Origin of the sequence: Sphingomonas yabuuchiae (assembly GCF_014199595.1) — a bacterium.
Classification (GTDB): domain Bacteria; phylum Pseudomonadota; class Alphaproteobacteria; order Sphingomonadales; family Sphingomonadaceae; genus Sphingomonas; species Sphingomonas yabuuchiae.
On record NZ_JACHNX010000019.1, the window covers coordinates 28,468 to 45,190 of the forward strand.

Consider the following 16,723-nt stretch of genomic DNA (forward strand, 5'->3'; position numbering starts at 1 on the left):
TACCAAATCATATGCATGCCGTCGGGCGGATAGGCGGTAATTGTGTAGCGCGCATGTCACTGGCAGAAGTGGTTTCAAATGATACTAAATGCGTCGACGGAGAATGGCATGCAGGGTGCGATGACGCAGTGGCAGTTCTGGATCGATCGTGGGGGCACCTTCACCGACGTGGTGGCACGTCGCCCCGATGGTGGCGTGATTACGACCAAGCTGCTGTCCGAAGACCCGGATCGCCGCTATGACGCCGCCGAGGCGGCGATCCGGCAGCTGACCGGGGTCGGCGACGGACCGCTGCCGCCCTGCGGCGTCCGTATCGGCACGACCATCGCGACCAATGCCCTGCTGGAGCGCGAAGGCGAGCCGGTGCTGCTGGCGATCACGCGCGGCTTCGGCGATGCACTGGCGATCGGTTATCAGGACCGGCCCGACATTTTCGCGCGCGACATCCGCCGCGCGCCGCCGTTGTTCGCCGAGGTCGTCGAGATCGATGAGCGTGTCACCGAGGACGGCCAGGTCCTGACCCCGCTGGACCGCGACGCGGCGGCGGCTTCGTTTGCGCAGGCCTATGCGCGCGGGCTGCGGTCGATCGCCATCGTGCTGATGCATGGCTGGAAGCATCAGGCGCATGAAGTCGCGCTGGCCGAACTGGCCGAGGCGGCGGGCTTCACCCAGATTTCGGTCAGCCATCGCACCGCGCCGCTGATCCGGCTGGTCGCGCGCGGCGATACGACGCTGGCCGATGCATATCTCTCGCCGGTTCTGGGCCGTTATGTGCGGGGGCTGGAAGCGGGGCTGGGCGAGGCGGCGGCGGGCGGTCTGCTGTTCATGCAGTCGAGCGGCGGGCTGGTCGCAGGCGAGCATTTCCATGGCAAAGATGCGCTGCTGTCGGGCCCGGCGGGCGGCATCGTCGGCATGGCGCGTACCGCAAGCGGGGCGGGTTTCGACCGGGTGATCGGCTTCGACATGGGCGGCACCTCGACCGACGTGTCACTGTTCGCGGGCAGTTACGACCGGCGCTCCGATGCCGTGCTGGCGGGGGTGCGCGTGGCGGTGCCGATGATGCGGATCGACACGGTCGCGGCGGGCGGCGGGTCGATCTGTCATTTCGACGGCGGGCGATTGCTGGTCGGTCCGGCCTCGGCGGGGGCGGAGCCGGGACCGGCCTGTTACCGGCGCGGCGGGCCGTTGACCGTCACCGACTGCAACATGATCCTGGGCAAGATCCAGCCGAGGCATTTCCCCGCGCTGTTCGGCCCCGACCGCAACCTGCCGCCCGACCGCGCCGCCGCCGAGCGCGCGCTGGCCGCATTGCTCGATCAGGTCGAGGCAACGACCGGCGAACGGCTTGACCCGATGGCGGCGGCCGAGGGGCTGGTCGCGATCGCGGTGGCCAGCATGGCGCGGGCGATCCGCGCCGTCTCGGTCGCGCGGGGCGAGGACCCGGCCTCTTATGCGCTGGCCTGTTTCGGCGGGGCGGGTGGGCAGCATGCCTGTCTGGTCGCCGATGCGCTGGGCATGGCGCAGGTGCTGATCCATCCGCTGGCGGGCGTGTTGTCGGCGGTCGGCATCGGGCTGGCCGATCGCAGCGTGGTGCGTGAGGCGACGGTCGGCCTGCCGCTGGGCGACGATGCGCTGGACGCGGCGCTGGCCGATCTCCGCGCCGCCGCCATTGCGGGGCTGGCCGAGCAGGGTGTCGATCCGGCGTCGGTGCGGCTGAACGTGCTGGCGCAGCTTCGCTATGCGCGGAACGACCAGACGATCGGTGTCGCCTGGGACAGTCCGGAAGCCATGGCCGCCTCCTTTGCCGAGGCGCATCGCCAGCGTTTCGGCTTTGTCGGCGAGGATGCGCTGATCGTCGAGCAGCTGCGGGTCGAGGCGATTGCGGGCGGCGAGGCGCAGGATCTGCCCGTACCCGCGCTGGCCGAACGGACCGCCGATCCGGTCGATCGCGTCACCATGTATCTGGCCGGGGCGTCTCATGACGTGCCGGTCCACGCCCGCGAGGGGCTGGCAGCCGGTGGGGTGCTGGCGGGCCCGGTGCTGATCATCGATCCGGTGTCGACCGTGGTGGTCGAGCCCGGCTGGCAGGCGCGGGTGCTGGCCGAGGGCACGCTGCTGCTGGAACGCGTCGCGGCCCGGCGCGCGCAGGCGGCGGAGGAAAGCGTCGATCCGGTCCGGCTGGAAATCTTTGCCGGTCTATTCATGGGTATCGCCGAGGAAATGGGCGCGGCGCTTCAGCGGAGCGCGGCCTCGGTCAACATCCGCGAGCGGCTGGATTTCTCCTGCGCGATCTTCGATGCGGAGGGCGGGCTGGTCGCCAATGCGCCGCATATCCCCGTCCATCTGGGATCGATGGGGGAGAGCATCCGCACCGTCATCCAGGCGCGTGGGGGCATGATGCGCGAGGGGCAGGTCTATGCGCTGAACGACCCCTATCGCGGCGGCACGCACCTGCCCGATATCACCGTCGTCATGCCGGTCTTTGCGGGCGGCGATGCGCCCGCCTTCTTCGTCGCGGCACGCGGCCATCATGCCGATGTCGGCGGCACGACGCCCGGATCGATGCCGCCGGACAGCCGGACGCTGGCGGAGGAGGGTGTGGTCTTCGACGATGTGCTGATCGTCGAGGATGGCGCGATGCGCGAACAGGCGATCCGCGACCTGCTGGCCAGCGGGCCCTACCCGGCGCGCAATATCGACCAGAATATCGCCGATCTCGCCGCGCAGGTCGCGGCCTGCGCGCGCGGGGCGGACGGGCTTCGCCAACTGGCCGCGCAACAGGGGCAGGGCGTCGTCACCCGCTATATGGGCTATGTTCAGGCCCATGCCGAGGCGATGGCGCGGCGGATGATCGCGAGGCTGTCGAACGGCAGCTTCCGCTACGAACTGGACGACGGCGCGGTCGTCGCGGTCCGCGTCACGATCGATGCCGAACAGGGGCGCGCGACGATCGACTTCACCGGCACCAGCGAGCAGCGGCCGACCAACTTCAACGCGCCTTTGGCGGTGACGCGCGCCGCCGTCCTCTATGTCCTGCGCCTGCTGGTCGACGAGGCGGTGCCGCTGAACGAAGGGTTCCTGCGTCCCGTCACGCTGATCGTGCCGGAGGGGTCGATGCTCAACCCGCGCTTCCCCGCCGCCGTGGTGGCGGGCAATGTCGAGGTCAGCCAGGTGGTGACCGACACGCTGCTGGGTGCGCTGGGAGCGATGGCGGGTAGCCAGGGCACCATGAACAACCTGACCTTCGGCGACGACAGCTATCAATATTACGAGACGATCGCGGGTGGCGCGGGCGCGGGGCCGGGGCATGACGGGGCCGATGCCATCCAGACGCACATGACCAACAGCCGCCTGACCGACCCGGAGGTGCTGGAAGCGCGCTATCCGGTGCTGCTCGAACAATTCGCCATCCGGCGCGGGTCGGGTGGCGCGGGCGAATGGCAGGGCGGCGACGGCACTGTCCGCCGCCTGCGCTTCCGCCACCCCCTGCGCGCCGCGATCCTCAGCAACCGGCGCGTCGTCCCGCCCTTCGGCCTGAACGGCGGCGGGGCGGGGCAGTTGGGCCGCAATCGTGTCGAGCGCGCCGACGGAAGCGTGCAGGATCTCGCCTCGACCGCCGGGATCGACATGGGCGAGGGGGATGTGCTGGTCATCGAGACGCCGGGTGGCGGCGGCTTTGGGCGGGGGGTGCGCTGATGTGGGTGCTGGCCGGGATCGTCGTCATTGCGGGCGGCTTCCTGCTCCGCTTCAATCCGCTGCTGGTCATCATCGTCTCGGCGTTCGTCACCGGCTTTGCGGCGGGGCTGGACCCCGTGCGGATCGTCGCGACCTTCGGCCATGCCTTTAACGAGACGCGTTATGTGACCGCGATCTATATGGTCCTGCCCGTGATCGGCCTGTTGGAGCGGCGGGGGCTTCAGGCGCGGGCACGGGCCTTGGTTGCGGGCCTGCGCGGCGCGACGGCGGGGCGGCTGCTGACCGGTTATCTGCTGTTCCGGCAGGTCACGGCGGCGCTGGGCCTGACCTCGGTCGCCGGACCTGCCCAGACCGTCCGCCCGCTGGTCGCCCCCATGGCGGAGGCCGCCGCAGAGCGTCAGGGCGGGGCGGCGGATGACGCGGAACGGGTCAAGGCGATGGCGGCGGCGACTGACACGGTCGGGCTGTTCTTCGGCGAGGACATCTTCCTGGCGGTCGGATCGATCCTGCTGATGAAGGGTGTGCTGGAGGGCTATGGCATCCTGCTGGAGCCGTTCCAGCTGTCCATCTGGGCGATCCCAACGGCAATCGCGGCCTTTGTCATCCACGGGACGCGATTGTGGTGGCTCGACCGGCGCCTGTCGCGGGGCGGCGCGCGATGATCGGGCTGAACCTGGTCTATGCGGTGGCGGGGATCGTCTTTGCGGTCTTCGCGCTTCTGTCGGCGCGGGATCGGCGCTTCGCCAATGCCGCCTTTTACGCGCTGATCACCCTGTCGTTCCTGTTCGGCAACAGGCTGGGCGATGTCGCCAATGGTGTGCTCGTGCTGGCGCTGGTCGGCATTGCGGCATCGGGGCGGATGCGGCGCGCCGAAACGGTGGAACCTGCCGGGGATCGCCATGGCGCAAAGGTGTTCGTGCCCGCGCTCATAATTCCGGCGGTTGCGCTGCTCGGGACGCTGGCGTTCAAGCATGTGCCTATGCTCGTCGATCCCAAACAGGCGACGCTGGTCGCGCTGACATTGGGTACCGTGATCGCTTTGGTTCTATGCGGAGTGCTGCTGCGCGCACGGCCCGCTGAGCCGTTCGGTGCCGGACGTGGCCTGATCGACGATATCGGCTGGGTCGCGGTGATGCCGCAAATGTTGGCCAGCCTGGGCGCGGTCTTCGCGCTGGCCGGGGTAGGGGGCGTTGTCGGTACGCTGATCGGTGCAGTGATCCCGGCGGGCAGCGTGATCGGCGCGGTGCTGGCCTATGCGCTGGGCATGGCGTTGTTCACCATCGTCATGGGCAATGCCTTTGCCGCCTTTCCGGTGATGGCGGCGGCGGTCGGCGTGCCGATCCTGATCCGACAGATGGGCGCGGACCCCGCGATCGTCGCGGCGGTGGGCATGCTGGCGGGCTTTTGCGGGACGTTGATGACGCCGATGGCGGCGAACTTCAACCTGCTGCCCGCCGCGCTGCTGGGGCTGAAGGACAAATATGCCGTCATCCGCGCACAGGTGCCGACCGCGCTGCCGCTGCTCGTCTTCAACATCCTTCTTCTTTACGGAATGATCGCATGACCCGGTTGGACCGATCCGTCGCCGAACGCTTTGCCGCCATGACGCTGGGCCATGTCGGGCGCGAATATCCCAATGTTCTGATGCATGTGCTCAACGGGCCGGAGGATGCGCGCACCCCGGCCGAGTTGCACCCGATCTTCTATGGCAGTTTCGACTGGCATAGCTGCGTCCATGGCTGGTGGCAGTTGTTGCGGCTGATCCGCCACTATCCCGATCTGGACGCCGCCCCCGCCATCCGCGCGCGCGCCGACGCGATGTTCGTCGCCGACAAGGTCGCGGGCGAACTAGCCTATCTGGAGCGACCCGGTGCGGCGGGGTTCGAGCGACCCTATGGCTGGGCGTGGATGCTGGCGCTGCATGACGAGGCGAGCCGTCACGATGCGGGCTGGGCCGAGGTGCTGGAGCCGCTCGCGCTGGTCTTCGCCCGCCGTTTCGCCGACTTCCTGCCGCGCCTGACCTATCCGTTGCGGGTCGGCACCCATTTCAACAGCGGCTTCGCCCTGACGCTGGCATGGGACTGGGCAGAGCGGCGCGACCCGGGCTTGCGCGAACGGATCGCGGTGGCGGCGCAGGGCTGGTTCGGGCAGGATCGCGCCTGTCAGGCCTGGGAGCCCGGCGGCGACGAGTTCCTGTCGCCCGCCTTATGCGAGGCGTTGTTGATGAGCCGGGTGCTCGACAAGGCCTCTTTCCGGACATGGTTCGACGCCTTCCTGCCGCATGTCGGGGCGGGCGAGCCCGCAACCTTGTTCACCCCCGCCATCGTGTCCGACCGGACCGACGGCAAGATCGCGCATCTCGACGGGCTGAACCTGACCCGTGCGTGGTGCTGGCGGGTGATCGCCGCGAAGCTGGGCCCGGCGCACCCGGTGGCGGCCCGTGCGGAGGCCACGGCGGAGGCGCATCTGGCGGCCAGCCTGCCGCATCTGGGCAACGATTATATGGGCGAACACTGGCTCGCCACCTTCGCCCTGCTGGCGCTGGAAGCGGGGTGATCGGGACCTTCCAACTTCTGTAAGGCGTAGGACAGCCGAATAATCTTAATTTAAGCAATCGTTCCTATCCCTCCTTTTCATACAAGGAGGGGATCAAGAATGAACATATGTGTTCCGCGCCTGTTGTGCGGCGTGGCTCTGTGTGTGCTGTCGGTGACTCAGGCTCGGGCGGAAACCTCGCCGTCCGCGCCCACCGAAGCGGCCCATCCGGCCGAGGCGAAGGGCACCGCCAAGAAGGACGGTATCGTCGTCACCACGACGGCGCAGAAGCGTTTCGAGAATATCCAGAACGTGCCGCTGGCCGTCCAGGTCATCTCCCCCGCCGAACTGGACGCGCACGGCGTGCGCCACTTCCAGGAACTGGGCAAGGTCAGCCCCTCGCTGGTGATCCGTCCCGCCGAACAGCCGGTCAACGGCACCGTCTCGCTGCGGGGTGTCGGCACGCTGGCCTTCGGCATTGGCGTCGAGACCGCCGTGGCGATCACCGTCGACGGCGCCGCGCTGCCCTTCATGGCGCGGGTCTATACCGACCTGCCCGACATCGCCCAGATCGAGGTGCTGCGCGGGCCGCAGAGCACGCTGTACGGCAAGGCGGCCTCGGCCGGTCTGGTCAAGATCATGACGGTGCGGCCGACCGACGATTTCCATGTCCGCGCCAACGCAACCGTCACCGGCGACCGCGAATATGGCACCAATGTCAGCGTGACCGGGCCGATCAGCGATACGCTCGGCTATGTCCTGTCGACCGGCTATTCCAATTGGGACGGCAATGTCCGTAACGTCTTCAACGGTAAGCAGACCAATGGTCGCGAGACCTTCAACACGCGCGGCAAGCTGCGCTGGAAGGCGTCGCCCGACGTCACTTTCACCCTGTCGGGCAATTATGTCGACGGCAACGCCACCATCGCGCGCCCCTTCGTGGCGGTCGCACCGGACGCGCTGCTGCGCGGCGTGGCGGGGCAGACTCCGTCGGTCGTCTTCCCCGGCGTGACGCCCGGCCGCGACAATCAGGACGTCAGCAACAATTACTGGTCGCACAACAAATTCTCGGGCGGCGGCGCGCTGCTGCGAAGCGAGGCCAATATCGGCCGGATGAACATCCTGTCGCTGACCTCTTTTGACCGCTTCCGCCTGGACGATTATCTCGACCAGGACGACACCGCGTCCCCGGCGGCGATCGGCAGCAACATCCAGGTCGGCGCCTTCAAGTCGCGGATGTTCACGCAGGAACTTCGCCTGTTGTCGCCGGGCGAGGACGCGTTCCGTTATGCGCTGGGCGTCTATTACGCCAATACCGGCTTCGATCGCCCGTTCCAGCGCGGCCCGGCCTTCTCGCTCGCCAACTGGTATGCCACCACCGGATCGCGACAGGTCGCCGCCTTCGGCCAGATCGACTGGGAATTCGTGTCGAAATTGACCGGCACCGTCGGCGGTCGTATCCAGAACGAGCGCGTCAAATATACCTTCGCCGACAATCTGGCGCGGACCAGCTATGCCGGGAATGCCGACGATACCGCCGCCACCTATCATCTGGGCCTGACCTATCAGGCGACGCCCGATGTCATGACCTTCGCCAGCTATTCGACCGGCTATAAGGGCCAGACCTATGATCTGACGACCGGGTTCAACCGGAACCGGGCGGCAGCGGGGCCGGTCAAGCCGGAGCGGTCGCGCGACAAAGAACTGGGCATTCGTACGCAGTTCTTCGACCGGCACCTGACGCTGAACGCGACGCTGTTCGACACCGACTATACCGATCTCCAGGCGCAGACGATCGAGACGCTGGCGGACGGCACCAGCAATTTCCGCCTGACCAATGTCGGCAAGTTCAAGACGCGTGGGATCGAGATCGAAACGGCGGCGCGCCTGGGCCGCGACATCGCGCTGCGCGGGGCGATCACCTATCTGGATGCGAAGTACACTTCCTTCCCCTCGGCGCAATGCTATCCGATGCAGACGGCGGCGCAGGGGTGCAGCGGATCGCCCGCCCGTCGCGACCTGACCGGCGTGCGCGCGCCGCAGGCCCCGGTGTGGAAGGGCAATTGGTCGATCGACTATACGCCGCCGCTGACCGACACGCTCGACGGCTTCGCGCAGGTCGCCGGGGAATATCAGTCGAGCCTCTATTATGTCGCGGCCGATCCCCAGACCTTCCAGCCGGGCTTCGCGATCTTCGACTTGCGGCTGGGGGTGCGCTCGCATGACAAACGCTGGGACGTGACGGCGTTCGTCAACAACCTGTTCGACCAGCAATATTATGCGTCGCTGGTCAACACGGCGGGCAATTTCAGCGGCCGCATGGCGACCCAGGCGGTTCTACCGCGCGACTTCCGCCGCTATGCGGGCGTACGGTTCGGCGTGAACTTCTGATTCAAATCACCCCTCCCCTGAAGGGGAGGGGCTCACTTAGACTTCAAATCTTCAGATGCGCCGTCCGGTCGCGCTTTGCCGCCAGCGCCTGACGCACCTCTGCCACCGCGCGGGCTTCGCTGGCGATCAGCAGACCCTCGAGCGCCGCCGTCAAATGCCGCTGCATCGCGACCCGTGCCGCCACGGCATCGCGCGAGCGCAATACCTCCAAGATCGCGGCATGATGCTCGACGATCGGGCGCACATCGATCTCGCGGACCTTGGCGTCGAGCAGCACGCTTTCGGCCGAACGCAGTCGCTGCTCCCACAGCCGGTCGATCGTCTCCAGGATTGCGCTGTTGCGCGTCGACCGGGCGATCAGCGTGTGGAAGGCGCGGTCGGCATGGAATGCGCCGCCGACCGTGTTGTTCTCCTCCTCGATCGCATCGACCAAGGTCGCCAGCTCATCCAACTCGCTGTCGGTGATCTGCGACGCCGCCAGCGCCGCCGCTTCTGGCTCGAACAACAGGCGCGCCTCGGCCACTTCCATCGCGGACACGCCGAAATCGGGCGTCTCGCCCTGGCCCGGCAGCGCCACGACATGCGCGCCCGACCCGATCCGCACTTCGATGAAACCCTGGACTTCCAGTGCGATCAGCGCCTCGCGGATGACCGGACGGCTGACGTCGAACCGCGTCGCCAGTTCGCGTTCGGCGGGCATGCGCGTACCGATCGGGTAGCGCCCCTCCTGCAACTCGGTGATCAGCGTGCGGGCGAGTTCCCGGTAGAGCCGGTCCTGGGTCGTGTTGTTGTCCATCACGACCCTTATAGGGGCCGAGGCGGGATGCTGGTCAAGCGCCAGTGTCAGACCAATGTTTGTCAGGCCAATTGCGACATTCCATCGCGGTCGGTTTCCACGACGACCGTCCCGGCGGTACGCGCGGCCTCCGCCAGCCGGGCATCCGCCGTGTCGGTGACGAGGAAATCGACATCGCCCATGTCGCCGACCCGCACCGGCGCGGCGCGTTTCAGCTTGGAGCCGTCAATGGCCAGCAGCACCTGTCGCGCCTGGGCGATGATCGTCTGCGACACCCGCACCTCGTCCACGTCGAAGTCGAGGAAGCTGCCGTCGGGGTCGATCGCCGACGCGCCGATCAGCGCCATGTCGACCTTGAACCCCCGGATGAAGTCCATGGCCAATGCGCCCACCACCGCGCGGTCGCTGGCGCGCACCCGCCCCCCGGCGGCGATGACCTCGATCGAGGGGCGGCCACCCAATATGTCGACGACGTTCAGATTGTTGGTGATGACCATCAGGTCGCGGTGATCGACCAGCGCCCTGGCGATCGCCTCCGTCGTGGAGCCGATATTGATGAACAGGCTGGCCCCGTTGGGGACGAGCGCGGCGGCGGCGGCGCCGATCGCGGCCTTGGCGGGGGCGGCGACGCTGCGCCGCTCGGCATAGGCGAGATTGTCGGTGCCCGAGGTCACGACAGCGCCGCCATGGACCCGCGCCAGCATCGACTGGCCCGCCAGGATGTTGAGGTCCTTGCGGATGGTCTGCGGCGTCACGCCCAGCTTTTCGGCCAGTTCGTCCACGCTGACGCTGCCCGTCCGGCGCGCGACGTCGAGGATCGCGGCATGGCGGCTTGCGACGACCTCCGCCGATCCGGGGGCGGTGGGCTTCACGCGACGCCCTGCCCGGCCAGATAGGCGGCCAGCCGCTCGGGCGTTTCGGGGGGCACGTGCAGGCCCAGCTTACTGCGGCGATAGAGGATGTCCTCCGCCGTGCGCGCCCATTCGGTCTTCACCAGATAATCGACCTCGGCGGTGTGCAGCCCGCCGCCCAGATCGGGGCCGAGATCGCCCTGGCCCAGCACCGCCTCGACGCGCGTACCATAGGCGCGGGTCAGACGGCGCAACAGAGCAGGGGGCAGGTCGGGATGCCGGGCGGTCAGATTGCGCAGGAAACCATCGAAATCCGCGTCCGCGATATCCCCACCGGGCAGCACCGCCCCGGCCGTCCATGCCCCCCCGGCAGCGGGGAAGAAACGCGCCAGTTCGCGCATCGCGTGCTCGGCGAGCTTGCGATAGGTGGTGATCTTGCCGCCGAAGATGTTGAGCATCGGCGCCCGGCTTTCGCCCTCCGCGCCGGTGTCGAGGTCGAGCACATAGTCGCGCGTCACCGCCGAGGCATTGGCCGAATGATCGTCATAGAGCGGGCGGATACCAGCATAGCTCCACACGATATCGGCCTCCCCGGTCTTCCGCGCGAAATAGCGGTTCACCGTGTCGAGCAGATAGGTGGTTTCCGCCGCGCCGATCTGCGCCTTGGCGGGCGCGTCGGTCCAGGGTTCGTCGGTGGTGCCGACCAGCGTGAACTTGCCCTCATAGGGAATGGCGAAGACGATCCGCCGGTCGTCATTCTGGAGCATGAAGGCATGGTCGCCCTCATAGAGGCGCGGCACGATGATATGGCTGCCCTTGACCAGCCGGACGCCGCGATCGGCGCGTGCGCCGTGCGTGCGGCCGATGACGTCGGCGACCCATGGCCCCGCCGCATTGACCAGCGCGCGGGCACGGACGGTGCGGGTTTCGCCCGCCGCTTCGCCCACCGTCTGGATCGCCGCGATCCAGCCGTCGCCCTCACGCCGGGCATCGATCAGCCTGGTGCGGGTCGCGATCGTCGCGCCCCGCTCGGCGGCGTCCATCGCGTTGAGCACGACCAGGCGGCTGTCCTCGACCCAGCAGTCCGAATATACGAAAGCCTTGCCCTTTCGCGGCGAAAGCCCGTCGCCCAGCGCCGAGCGTTCCAGCGCGACGGTGCGCGTGCCCGGCAGCTTCTCACGACCGCCCAGATGATCGTAGAGAAACAGGCCCAGCCGCACCATCCAGGCGGGGCGCGGCGACTGGGTCTGCGGCAGGACGAAGGACAGCGGCCAGATGATGTGCGGCGCCATGCCCAGCAGCCGCTCTCGCTCGATCAGCGCCTCTCGCACCAGCCGGAACTCGCCATATTCCAGATAGCGCAAGCCGCCATGGATCAGTTTGGTCGATGCCGAGGAGGTGTGGCTCGCCAGATCGTCTTGCTCGACCAGCAGCACCGACAGGCCGCGCCCGGCGGCATCGCGCGCGATCCCTGCGCCGTTGATCCCGCCGCCGACGATCAGCAGGTCGATCCTCTCCATCGCGTGGTCCGTCATGCCGCTTGTCCCTGTTCTTGAGCGCCCCCCTTGCTATACCATGTCAACACAAAACGAAAGCATTGACGTTCATATGAAAGCGTGTGACGTTTCGAAACGAAAACAGGGAGAGGGGTGAGCGATGGCGTCGCACATTCTGGTGATCGATCAGGGGACGACCTCGACGCGCAGCATCGTGTTCGATGGACAGGCCCGGCGGGTCGCCATCGCACAGGCCGAGTTCGCGCAGCATTACCCTGCGCTGGGCTGGGTCGAACATGATCCGGAGGATATCTGGCGCGACGCGCTGGCTACCGCGCGCAAGGCGATCGCGGAGAGCGGCGTCGCTCCGGCGCAGATCGCCGCGATCGGCATCACCAACCAGCGCGAGACGGCGGTCGTTTGGGACCGCGCCACCGGCGAGCCGATCCACCGCGCCATCGTCTGGCAGGACCGGCGCGGGACGGAGCTGTGCCAGACGCTGAAGGCGGACGGCGCCGAGGAGCTGGTGCGCGAGCGGACGGGTTTGCTGATCGATCCCTATTTTTCGGCGACCAAGCTCGCCTGGCTGCTCGACCATGTCGATGGCGCGCGGGGGCGGGCCGAACGCGGTGAACTGGCGTTCGGCACGATCGACAGCTTCCTGCTCTGGCGACTGACCGGCGGCGCGGTGCATGCGACCGATATCACCAATGCCAGCCGCACGATGCTGTTCGACATCCATCGCGGGGTCTGGGACGAGGAATTGTGCCGGTTGCTGCGCGTGCCGATGGCGATGCTGCCGGAGGTGCATGACAATGCGCATGTCTTCGGCACCACCACGCCCGATCTGCTCGGCGCGGCGATCCCGATCGCAGGGATGGCGGGGGACCAGCAGGCGGCTTTGTTCGGCCAGGCCTGTTTCCGTCACGGCATGGCCAAGTCGACCTATGGCACGGGCTGCTTCATGCTGCTCAACACCGGCGAGACCGCGGTCGCCTCGAAGCACCGGCTGCTGACTACGCCCGCCTATCGGCTGGACGGCAGGACGACCTATGCGCTGGAGGGATCGATCTTCGTCGCGGGCGCGGCGGTGAAATGGCTGCGTGACGGCTTGGGCGTCATCACCCATGCCAGCCAGACCGACGATCTGGCGACGCAAGTGCCCGACAGTCACGGCGTCTATATGGTCCCCGCCTTTGTCGGCATGGGCGCGCCCTATTGGGAGCCGGATGCGCGCGGCGCGATCTATGGCCTCACTTTGGGCGCGAGTGCGGCGCATCTGGCGCGCGCGGCGCTGGAATCGGTCGCCTATCAGACGATGGATCTGGCCGAGGCAATGAAGGCCGATGCGGGCGAAGGCCCGGCCATCCTGCGCGTCGATGGCGGCATGGCGGCAAATGACTGGTTGTGCCGCTTCCTCGCCAACATGATCCGTACGCCGGTCGAACGGCCTGCGGACCTCGAGACGACGGCGCGCGGCGCGGCCTTTCATGCCGGGCTGGCGACGGGGGTGTGGTCGGGCCTCGATGCGCTGGAGGCGCTCTGGTCGCGGGAAGAATGTTTCGAGCCCTCCATGACCGAGGAGGCCCGCGCGCCGCTGGTCGCCGGGTGGCGCGACGCGGTCGCTCGGACGCTGGCCAAGCCGGGCGCGTGACGATGGCGAAGCGGCCGCTGCTGGTCGGCAATTGGAAGATGCATGGCGATGGCGGCGATTTGGCCGTCATCGTCGCGATCGGTGAGGCGGCGCGGCGGCATCCGGCGGTCGATGTCGCGCTGTGCGTCCCCGCCACGCTGATCGACAGGGCGCGTGGCGTCTCTGGGGGCCTCGCCATCGGGGGGCAGGACTGCCATGCCGAGCCGAACGGCGCGCATACCGGCGACATTTCCGCCTCGATGCTGCGCGAGGCGGGCGCGTCGCTGGTCCTGCTGGGTCATAGCGAGCGGCGGCACGATCATCATGAGGACGATGCGCTGATCGTCGCCAAGCTGCGCGCGGCGCGGGCGGCGGGGCTGGAGGTCGTGCTCTGCGTCGGCGAGACGGCGGAGGATCATGCCGCCGGTCGCTCGGCGCAGGTGGTTCGGGAGCAACTGACCCGTTCGCTCGCCGGGATGGACGGGCAGGGGATCGCCATCGCCTATGAACCCGTCTGGGCGATCGGTGGCGACCGTACCCCCGATCCTGCGGAGGTCGCGGCGATGGCCGGGCTGATCCGCGATACGGTTTCTGGCATACGCGCTTTGTACGGCGGTTCGGTAACGCCCGATAACGGTGCGGCGCTGTTCGAGGAGGGCGGGGTCGACGGCTTTCTGGTCGGTCGACAGAGTTTGGATGCCGAGGCGTTCACGGCGATCCTGGAATTGATGGACGCGGCAATACGCTAAACTTCCTCCCCTGCAAGGATAGGGGGACCAGCGAAGCCGGTGGAAGGGTGTCCGCCCTCTCGATAGCGGACACCCCTCCGTCAGCGCTGCGCGCTGCCACCTCCCCTTGCAGGGGAGGAAAGTGGGTCGTGCGGCACCACCCATTCAAATGTCGTCACCGCCACCGGCAGCAGGTTCAACTCACCCCCATGCCCTTGCGCGATCCGGCGGGCCAGGGTCAGGCCGATGCCCGAGCCCTCCGGCTTGGTGGTGTGGAAGGGGCGGAAGATCCGTGCCCGCTCCGGCGCGGGGACGCCTTGGCCGCTGTCCGACACGCGCACCACCAGCCGGTCCGCCTGCCTGATGACGGCAAGCGTCACCGCCGGGGCGACCGTTCCGGCCAGAGCGGCTTCGGCCGCATTGTGGAGCAGCGCCCACAGCCCTTGCGTCAACTGGTCCCGGTCGCACCAGCCGGTCGCGGCCTCGGGCATGTCGACCGACAGCGTCACCCGGTCACCGAAACGCTCGGTGAACAGGCGGGACAGATCGCCGACCAGTTCCCCCATATCAACCATAGCCCGCACCGGATCGGGCAGCCTGGCCAGCATCCGATACGCCCGTGTAAAGCGCTCCAGCCCCTCGATCCGGCGGGTCAGTGTCGCCAGGATTCCGGGCAGCCGCGCATCGCCACGCTCCGCCGCCACCTGCGCGCTGTCGGCCAGCGAGACGATCGGCGACAGGCCGTTGAGCAGTTCGTGGCCGAGGATATCGATCATCTCGTTATCGGCATGGGCCTCGGCCGCGCGGCGTTCGGCCTCGATATCGACCAGCATCACCAGCGCACGGCCGGTGCCCGCCACCCGCTCGATCCGCCAGCTCCTGCCCTCATGGCGCAATTGCGTCTGCCCGGTGTTGAGCAGTGCGGTCGGTGTCGGGATCACCCGATCGTCGGTGGCGAACAGGCGGCGGCTGGCCCGGTTGATCGCCTGCGCTCGCCCGGCATCGACGCGGAGCAGCGGCAGCGGGATCTGGTCGAACAGAGCGTCCAGCGGCGGGCCGTCCGGGGCCGGGCGCGTCGTCTCATGATCGCGACGCCCGCGTCCCGTCCGCGCCGCCGTCCAGCAGCCGGCTCCGATCAGCCAGGCGACGCACAGCCCCGCACCCAGGATCGATCCCAGCATTCCCTGCTGCCACGCCAACAGCATCGCCGCACCCAGGACGGTCAGCGCCAGCCCGGACAGCCCCGCCGCGACCGCGCGTCGCCGCGACAGGTCAAAGCCCATGGCGCGCCATCCGCCGATACAGCGCCCCGCGACTGAGCCCCAGCGCCTGCGCCGCCTGGGTGACATTGTGGTGATGTTCGACCAGCGCCGCCTCGATCATCACGCGTTCGCTTTCGTCCAGATCGAAACTGGCGCGGGAAAGCGCCGGGGCCGCATTGGGGGCGACCGGTGGGGCGAGCAGCGCGGCCTCGATCACGCCCTGTTCGCCCAGCAACAGCGCCCGCTCGATCGCGGCGGCAAGGCCGCGTGCCTCGTCGGGCCAGTGCGCCGTTGCCAGCAACGCCTCGGCGGCGGGAGTGAAGCGGGGCGCGGGCAGGCCGTGCCGCTCGGCCGCGATCCGCGCGAAATGGCGGGCAAGCAGCGGCACATCGTCCTGTCGTTCGGCCAGCGAGGGTGCTGCGATCTCCACGGCCGCGATCCGCCGAGCCAGCGCGGGTGTGATCGCGCGGGGATCGTCGGCGATGGTGATATAGCGGTCCTCCGGTCGCAACCGGTCGAGCAGCCGGGCCTGTGTCACGTCGTCCAGCTTGTCGGGATGGCGGAGCAGCCAGCTCGTCCCCCTCTCGGCGCCGTCCAGCCGCGTCCAGGCCAGCGGATCGCGCACGTCGATCCGCTGCATCGGCCGCCCGGCCGCGTGGGAGGCGGCATGGAGCGCGGCGGCGATCAGGCCGCGCCCCGCGCCCGATGGCCCGGTCACGACGACACCCGCCATGGTCGGGCCGACACGGCGGATCAGGTCGCGGACACGCGCGATGGCGGGGCTGTCGCCCAGCAGGCGGGCGGGTTCGGCGGTGCCCTCGGTCACGGCATGATCGCGGGGCGCGGCGCGGCGACGCGCAGCCAGTTCGATCTTGGCGATCAGCTCGGCATTGCGCCACGGCTTCATCACAAAGTCGCGCGCGCCCGCCTGCATCGCCGTCACGGCCAGCCGGATGCCGCTATGCGCGGTGATGACGATGATGCACGCACCCGGATCGTCGGCGAGCAGCCGGTCGAGCATCGCCAGTCCCTCCGCCCCGTCCGTTCGCCCGGCGGCGTAGTTGAGGTCGAGCAGGATCGCGTCGTAGCGCCGGGCCGCCAGAAGCGAAAAGCCGTCCTCCGGCCCCTGCGCCACATCCAGCCTATGTCCCGCCAGATCGATCGCGATGGCCAGCGATTCGGCGATGCGCGGATTGTCGTCGATCAGGAGGATCGAGAGCGGGCTTGACGCATCCCCGGACCGTCCATTTCCGGGCGGTGCGTCCGGACACGAACGGTCGGATTCGGCCGGGGTGGGTGAAAATGGCGTATTCATAGGGGTTTAGGTTTTTCGCC

At 68.3% G+C, this 16,723-nt stretch carries 12 protein-coding genes; 7 read left to right on the top strand and 5 right to left on the bottom strand.

All coding sequences use genetic code 11. The features are described 5' to 3' along the window. Positions 1-120 precede the first annotated feature (120 nt). The 5 genes from GGQ89_RS16420 (at position 121) to GGQ89_RS16440 (ending at position 8,622) form a co-directional block, all read left to right on the top strand. Complete coding sequence (locus GGQ89_RS16420; protein ID WP_184106490.1) at positions 121-3,696, top strand: hydantoinase B/oxoprolinase family protein; 3,576 nt, start codon at positions 121-123, stop codon at positions 3,694-3,696. Further along, complete coding sequence (locus GGQ89_RS16425) at positions 3,696-4,358, top strand: DUF969 domain-containing protein (protein WP_056439731.1); 663 nt, start codon at positions 3,696-3,698, stop codon at positions 4,356-4,358. The genes GGQ89_RS16420 and GGQ89_RS16425 overlap by 1 nt, the downstream gene beginning before the upstream one ends. Beyond that, complete coding sequence (locus tag GGQ89_RS16430) at positions 4,355-5,260, top strand: DUF979 domain-containing protein (RefSeq protein WP_184106469.1); 906 nt, start codon at positions 4,355-4,357, stop codon at positions 5,258-5,260. Before GGQ89_RS16425 ends, GGQ89_RS16430 begins: the two co-directional genes overlap by 4 nt. Next, on the top strand, positions 5,257-6,252 hold the full coding sequence (locus GGQ89_RS16435) for a DUF2891 domain-containing protein (protein WP_184106470.1): 996 nt from the start codon (positions 5,257-5,259) through the stop codon (positions 6,250-6,252). The genes GGQ89_RS16430 and GGQ89_RS16435 overlap by 4 nt, the downstream gene beginning before the upstream one ends. Before the next feature lie 99 nt (positions 6,253-6,351). Further along, positions 6,352-8,622: a TonB-dependent receptor gene (locus GGQ89_RS16440; RefSeq protein ID WP_240456467.1), complete on the top strand. Its 2,271-nt coding sequence runs from the start codon at positions 6,352-6,354 to the stop codon at positions 8,620-8,622. A 43-nt stretch (positions 8,623-8,665) separates the two neighbouring features. Here the strand turns inward: GGQ89_RS16440 and GGQ89_RS16445 are convergent, their stop codons facing one another. The 3 genes from GGQ89_RS16445 to GGQ89_RS16455 form a co-directional block, all read right to left on the bottom strand. Continuing rightward, entirely contained in the window at positions 8,666-9,418 is a 753-nt protein-coding gene (locus GGQ89_RS16445) for a FadR/GntR family transcriptional regulator (protein WP_184106471.1), read from the bottom strand. 62 nt (positions 9,419-9,480) lie between these two features. Then, positions 9,481-10,290, bottom strand: coding sequence for a DeoR family transcriptional regulator (locus GGQ89_RS16450; protein WP_184106472.1), 810 nt, complete (start codon positions 10,288-10,290; stop codon positions 9,481-9,483). After that, positions 10,287-11,804 carry a glycerol-3-phosphate dehydrogenase gene (locus GGQ89_RS16455; RefSeq protein WP_206362753.1) on the bottom strand — a complete coding sequence of 506 codons (1,518 nt, stop codon included), beginning with the start codon at positions 11,802-11,804 and terminating at the stop codon, positions 10,287-10,289. Before GGQ89_RS16455 ends, GGQ89_RS16450 begins: the two co-directional genes overlap by 4 nt. A 121-nt stretch (positions 11,805-11,925) precedes the next feature. Between GGQ89_RS16455 and glpK the strand changes: the two genes are divergently transcribed. Further along, on the top strand, positions 11,926-13,419 hold the full coding sequence (gene glpK / locus GGQ89_RS16460; RefSeq protein WP_184106473.1) for a glycerol kinase GlpK: 1,494 nt from the start codon (positions 11,926-11,928) through the stop codon (positions 13,417-13,419). Between the two features lie 2 nt (positions 13,420-13,421). After that, a complete protein-coding gene (gene tpiA, locus GGQ89_RS16465) occupies positions 13,422-14,147 on the top strand; it encodes a triose-phosphate isomerase (protein ID WP_184106474.1) in 726 nt (241 codons plus the stop codon). A gap of 80 nt (positions 14,148-14,227) precedes the next feature. Here tpiA and GGQ89_RS16470 read toward each other — a convergent pair whose 3' ends face one another. Together GGQ89_RS16470 and GGQ89_RS16475 are read right to left on the bottom strand one after the other, a co-directional pair. Beyond that, positions 14,228-15,409 (bottom strand): sensor histidine kinase, encoded by a 1,182-nt coding sequence (locus GGQ89_RS16470; RefSeq protein ID WP_184106475.1) that lies wholly within the window; start codon positions 15,407-15,409, stop codon positions 14,228-14,230. After that, a complete protein-coding gene (locus GGQ89_RS16475) occupies positions 15,399-16,703 on the bottom strand; it encodes a sigma-54-dependent transcriptional regulator (protein ID WP_184106476.1) in 1,305 nt (434 codons plus the stop codon). Before GGQ89_RS16475 ends, GGQ89_RS16470 begins: the two co-directional genes overlap by 11 nt. Positions 16,704-16,723 lie beyond the last annotated feature (20 nt).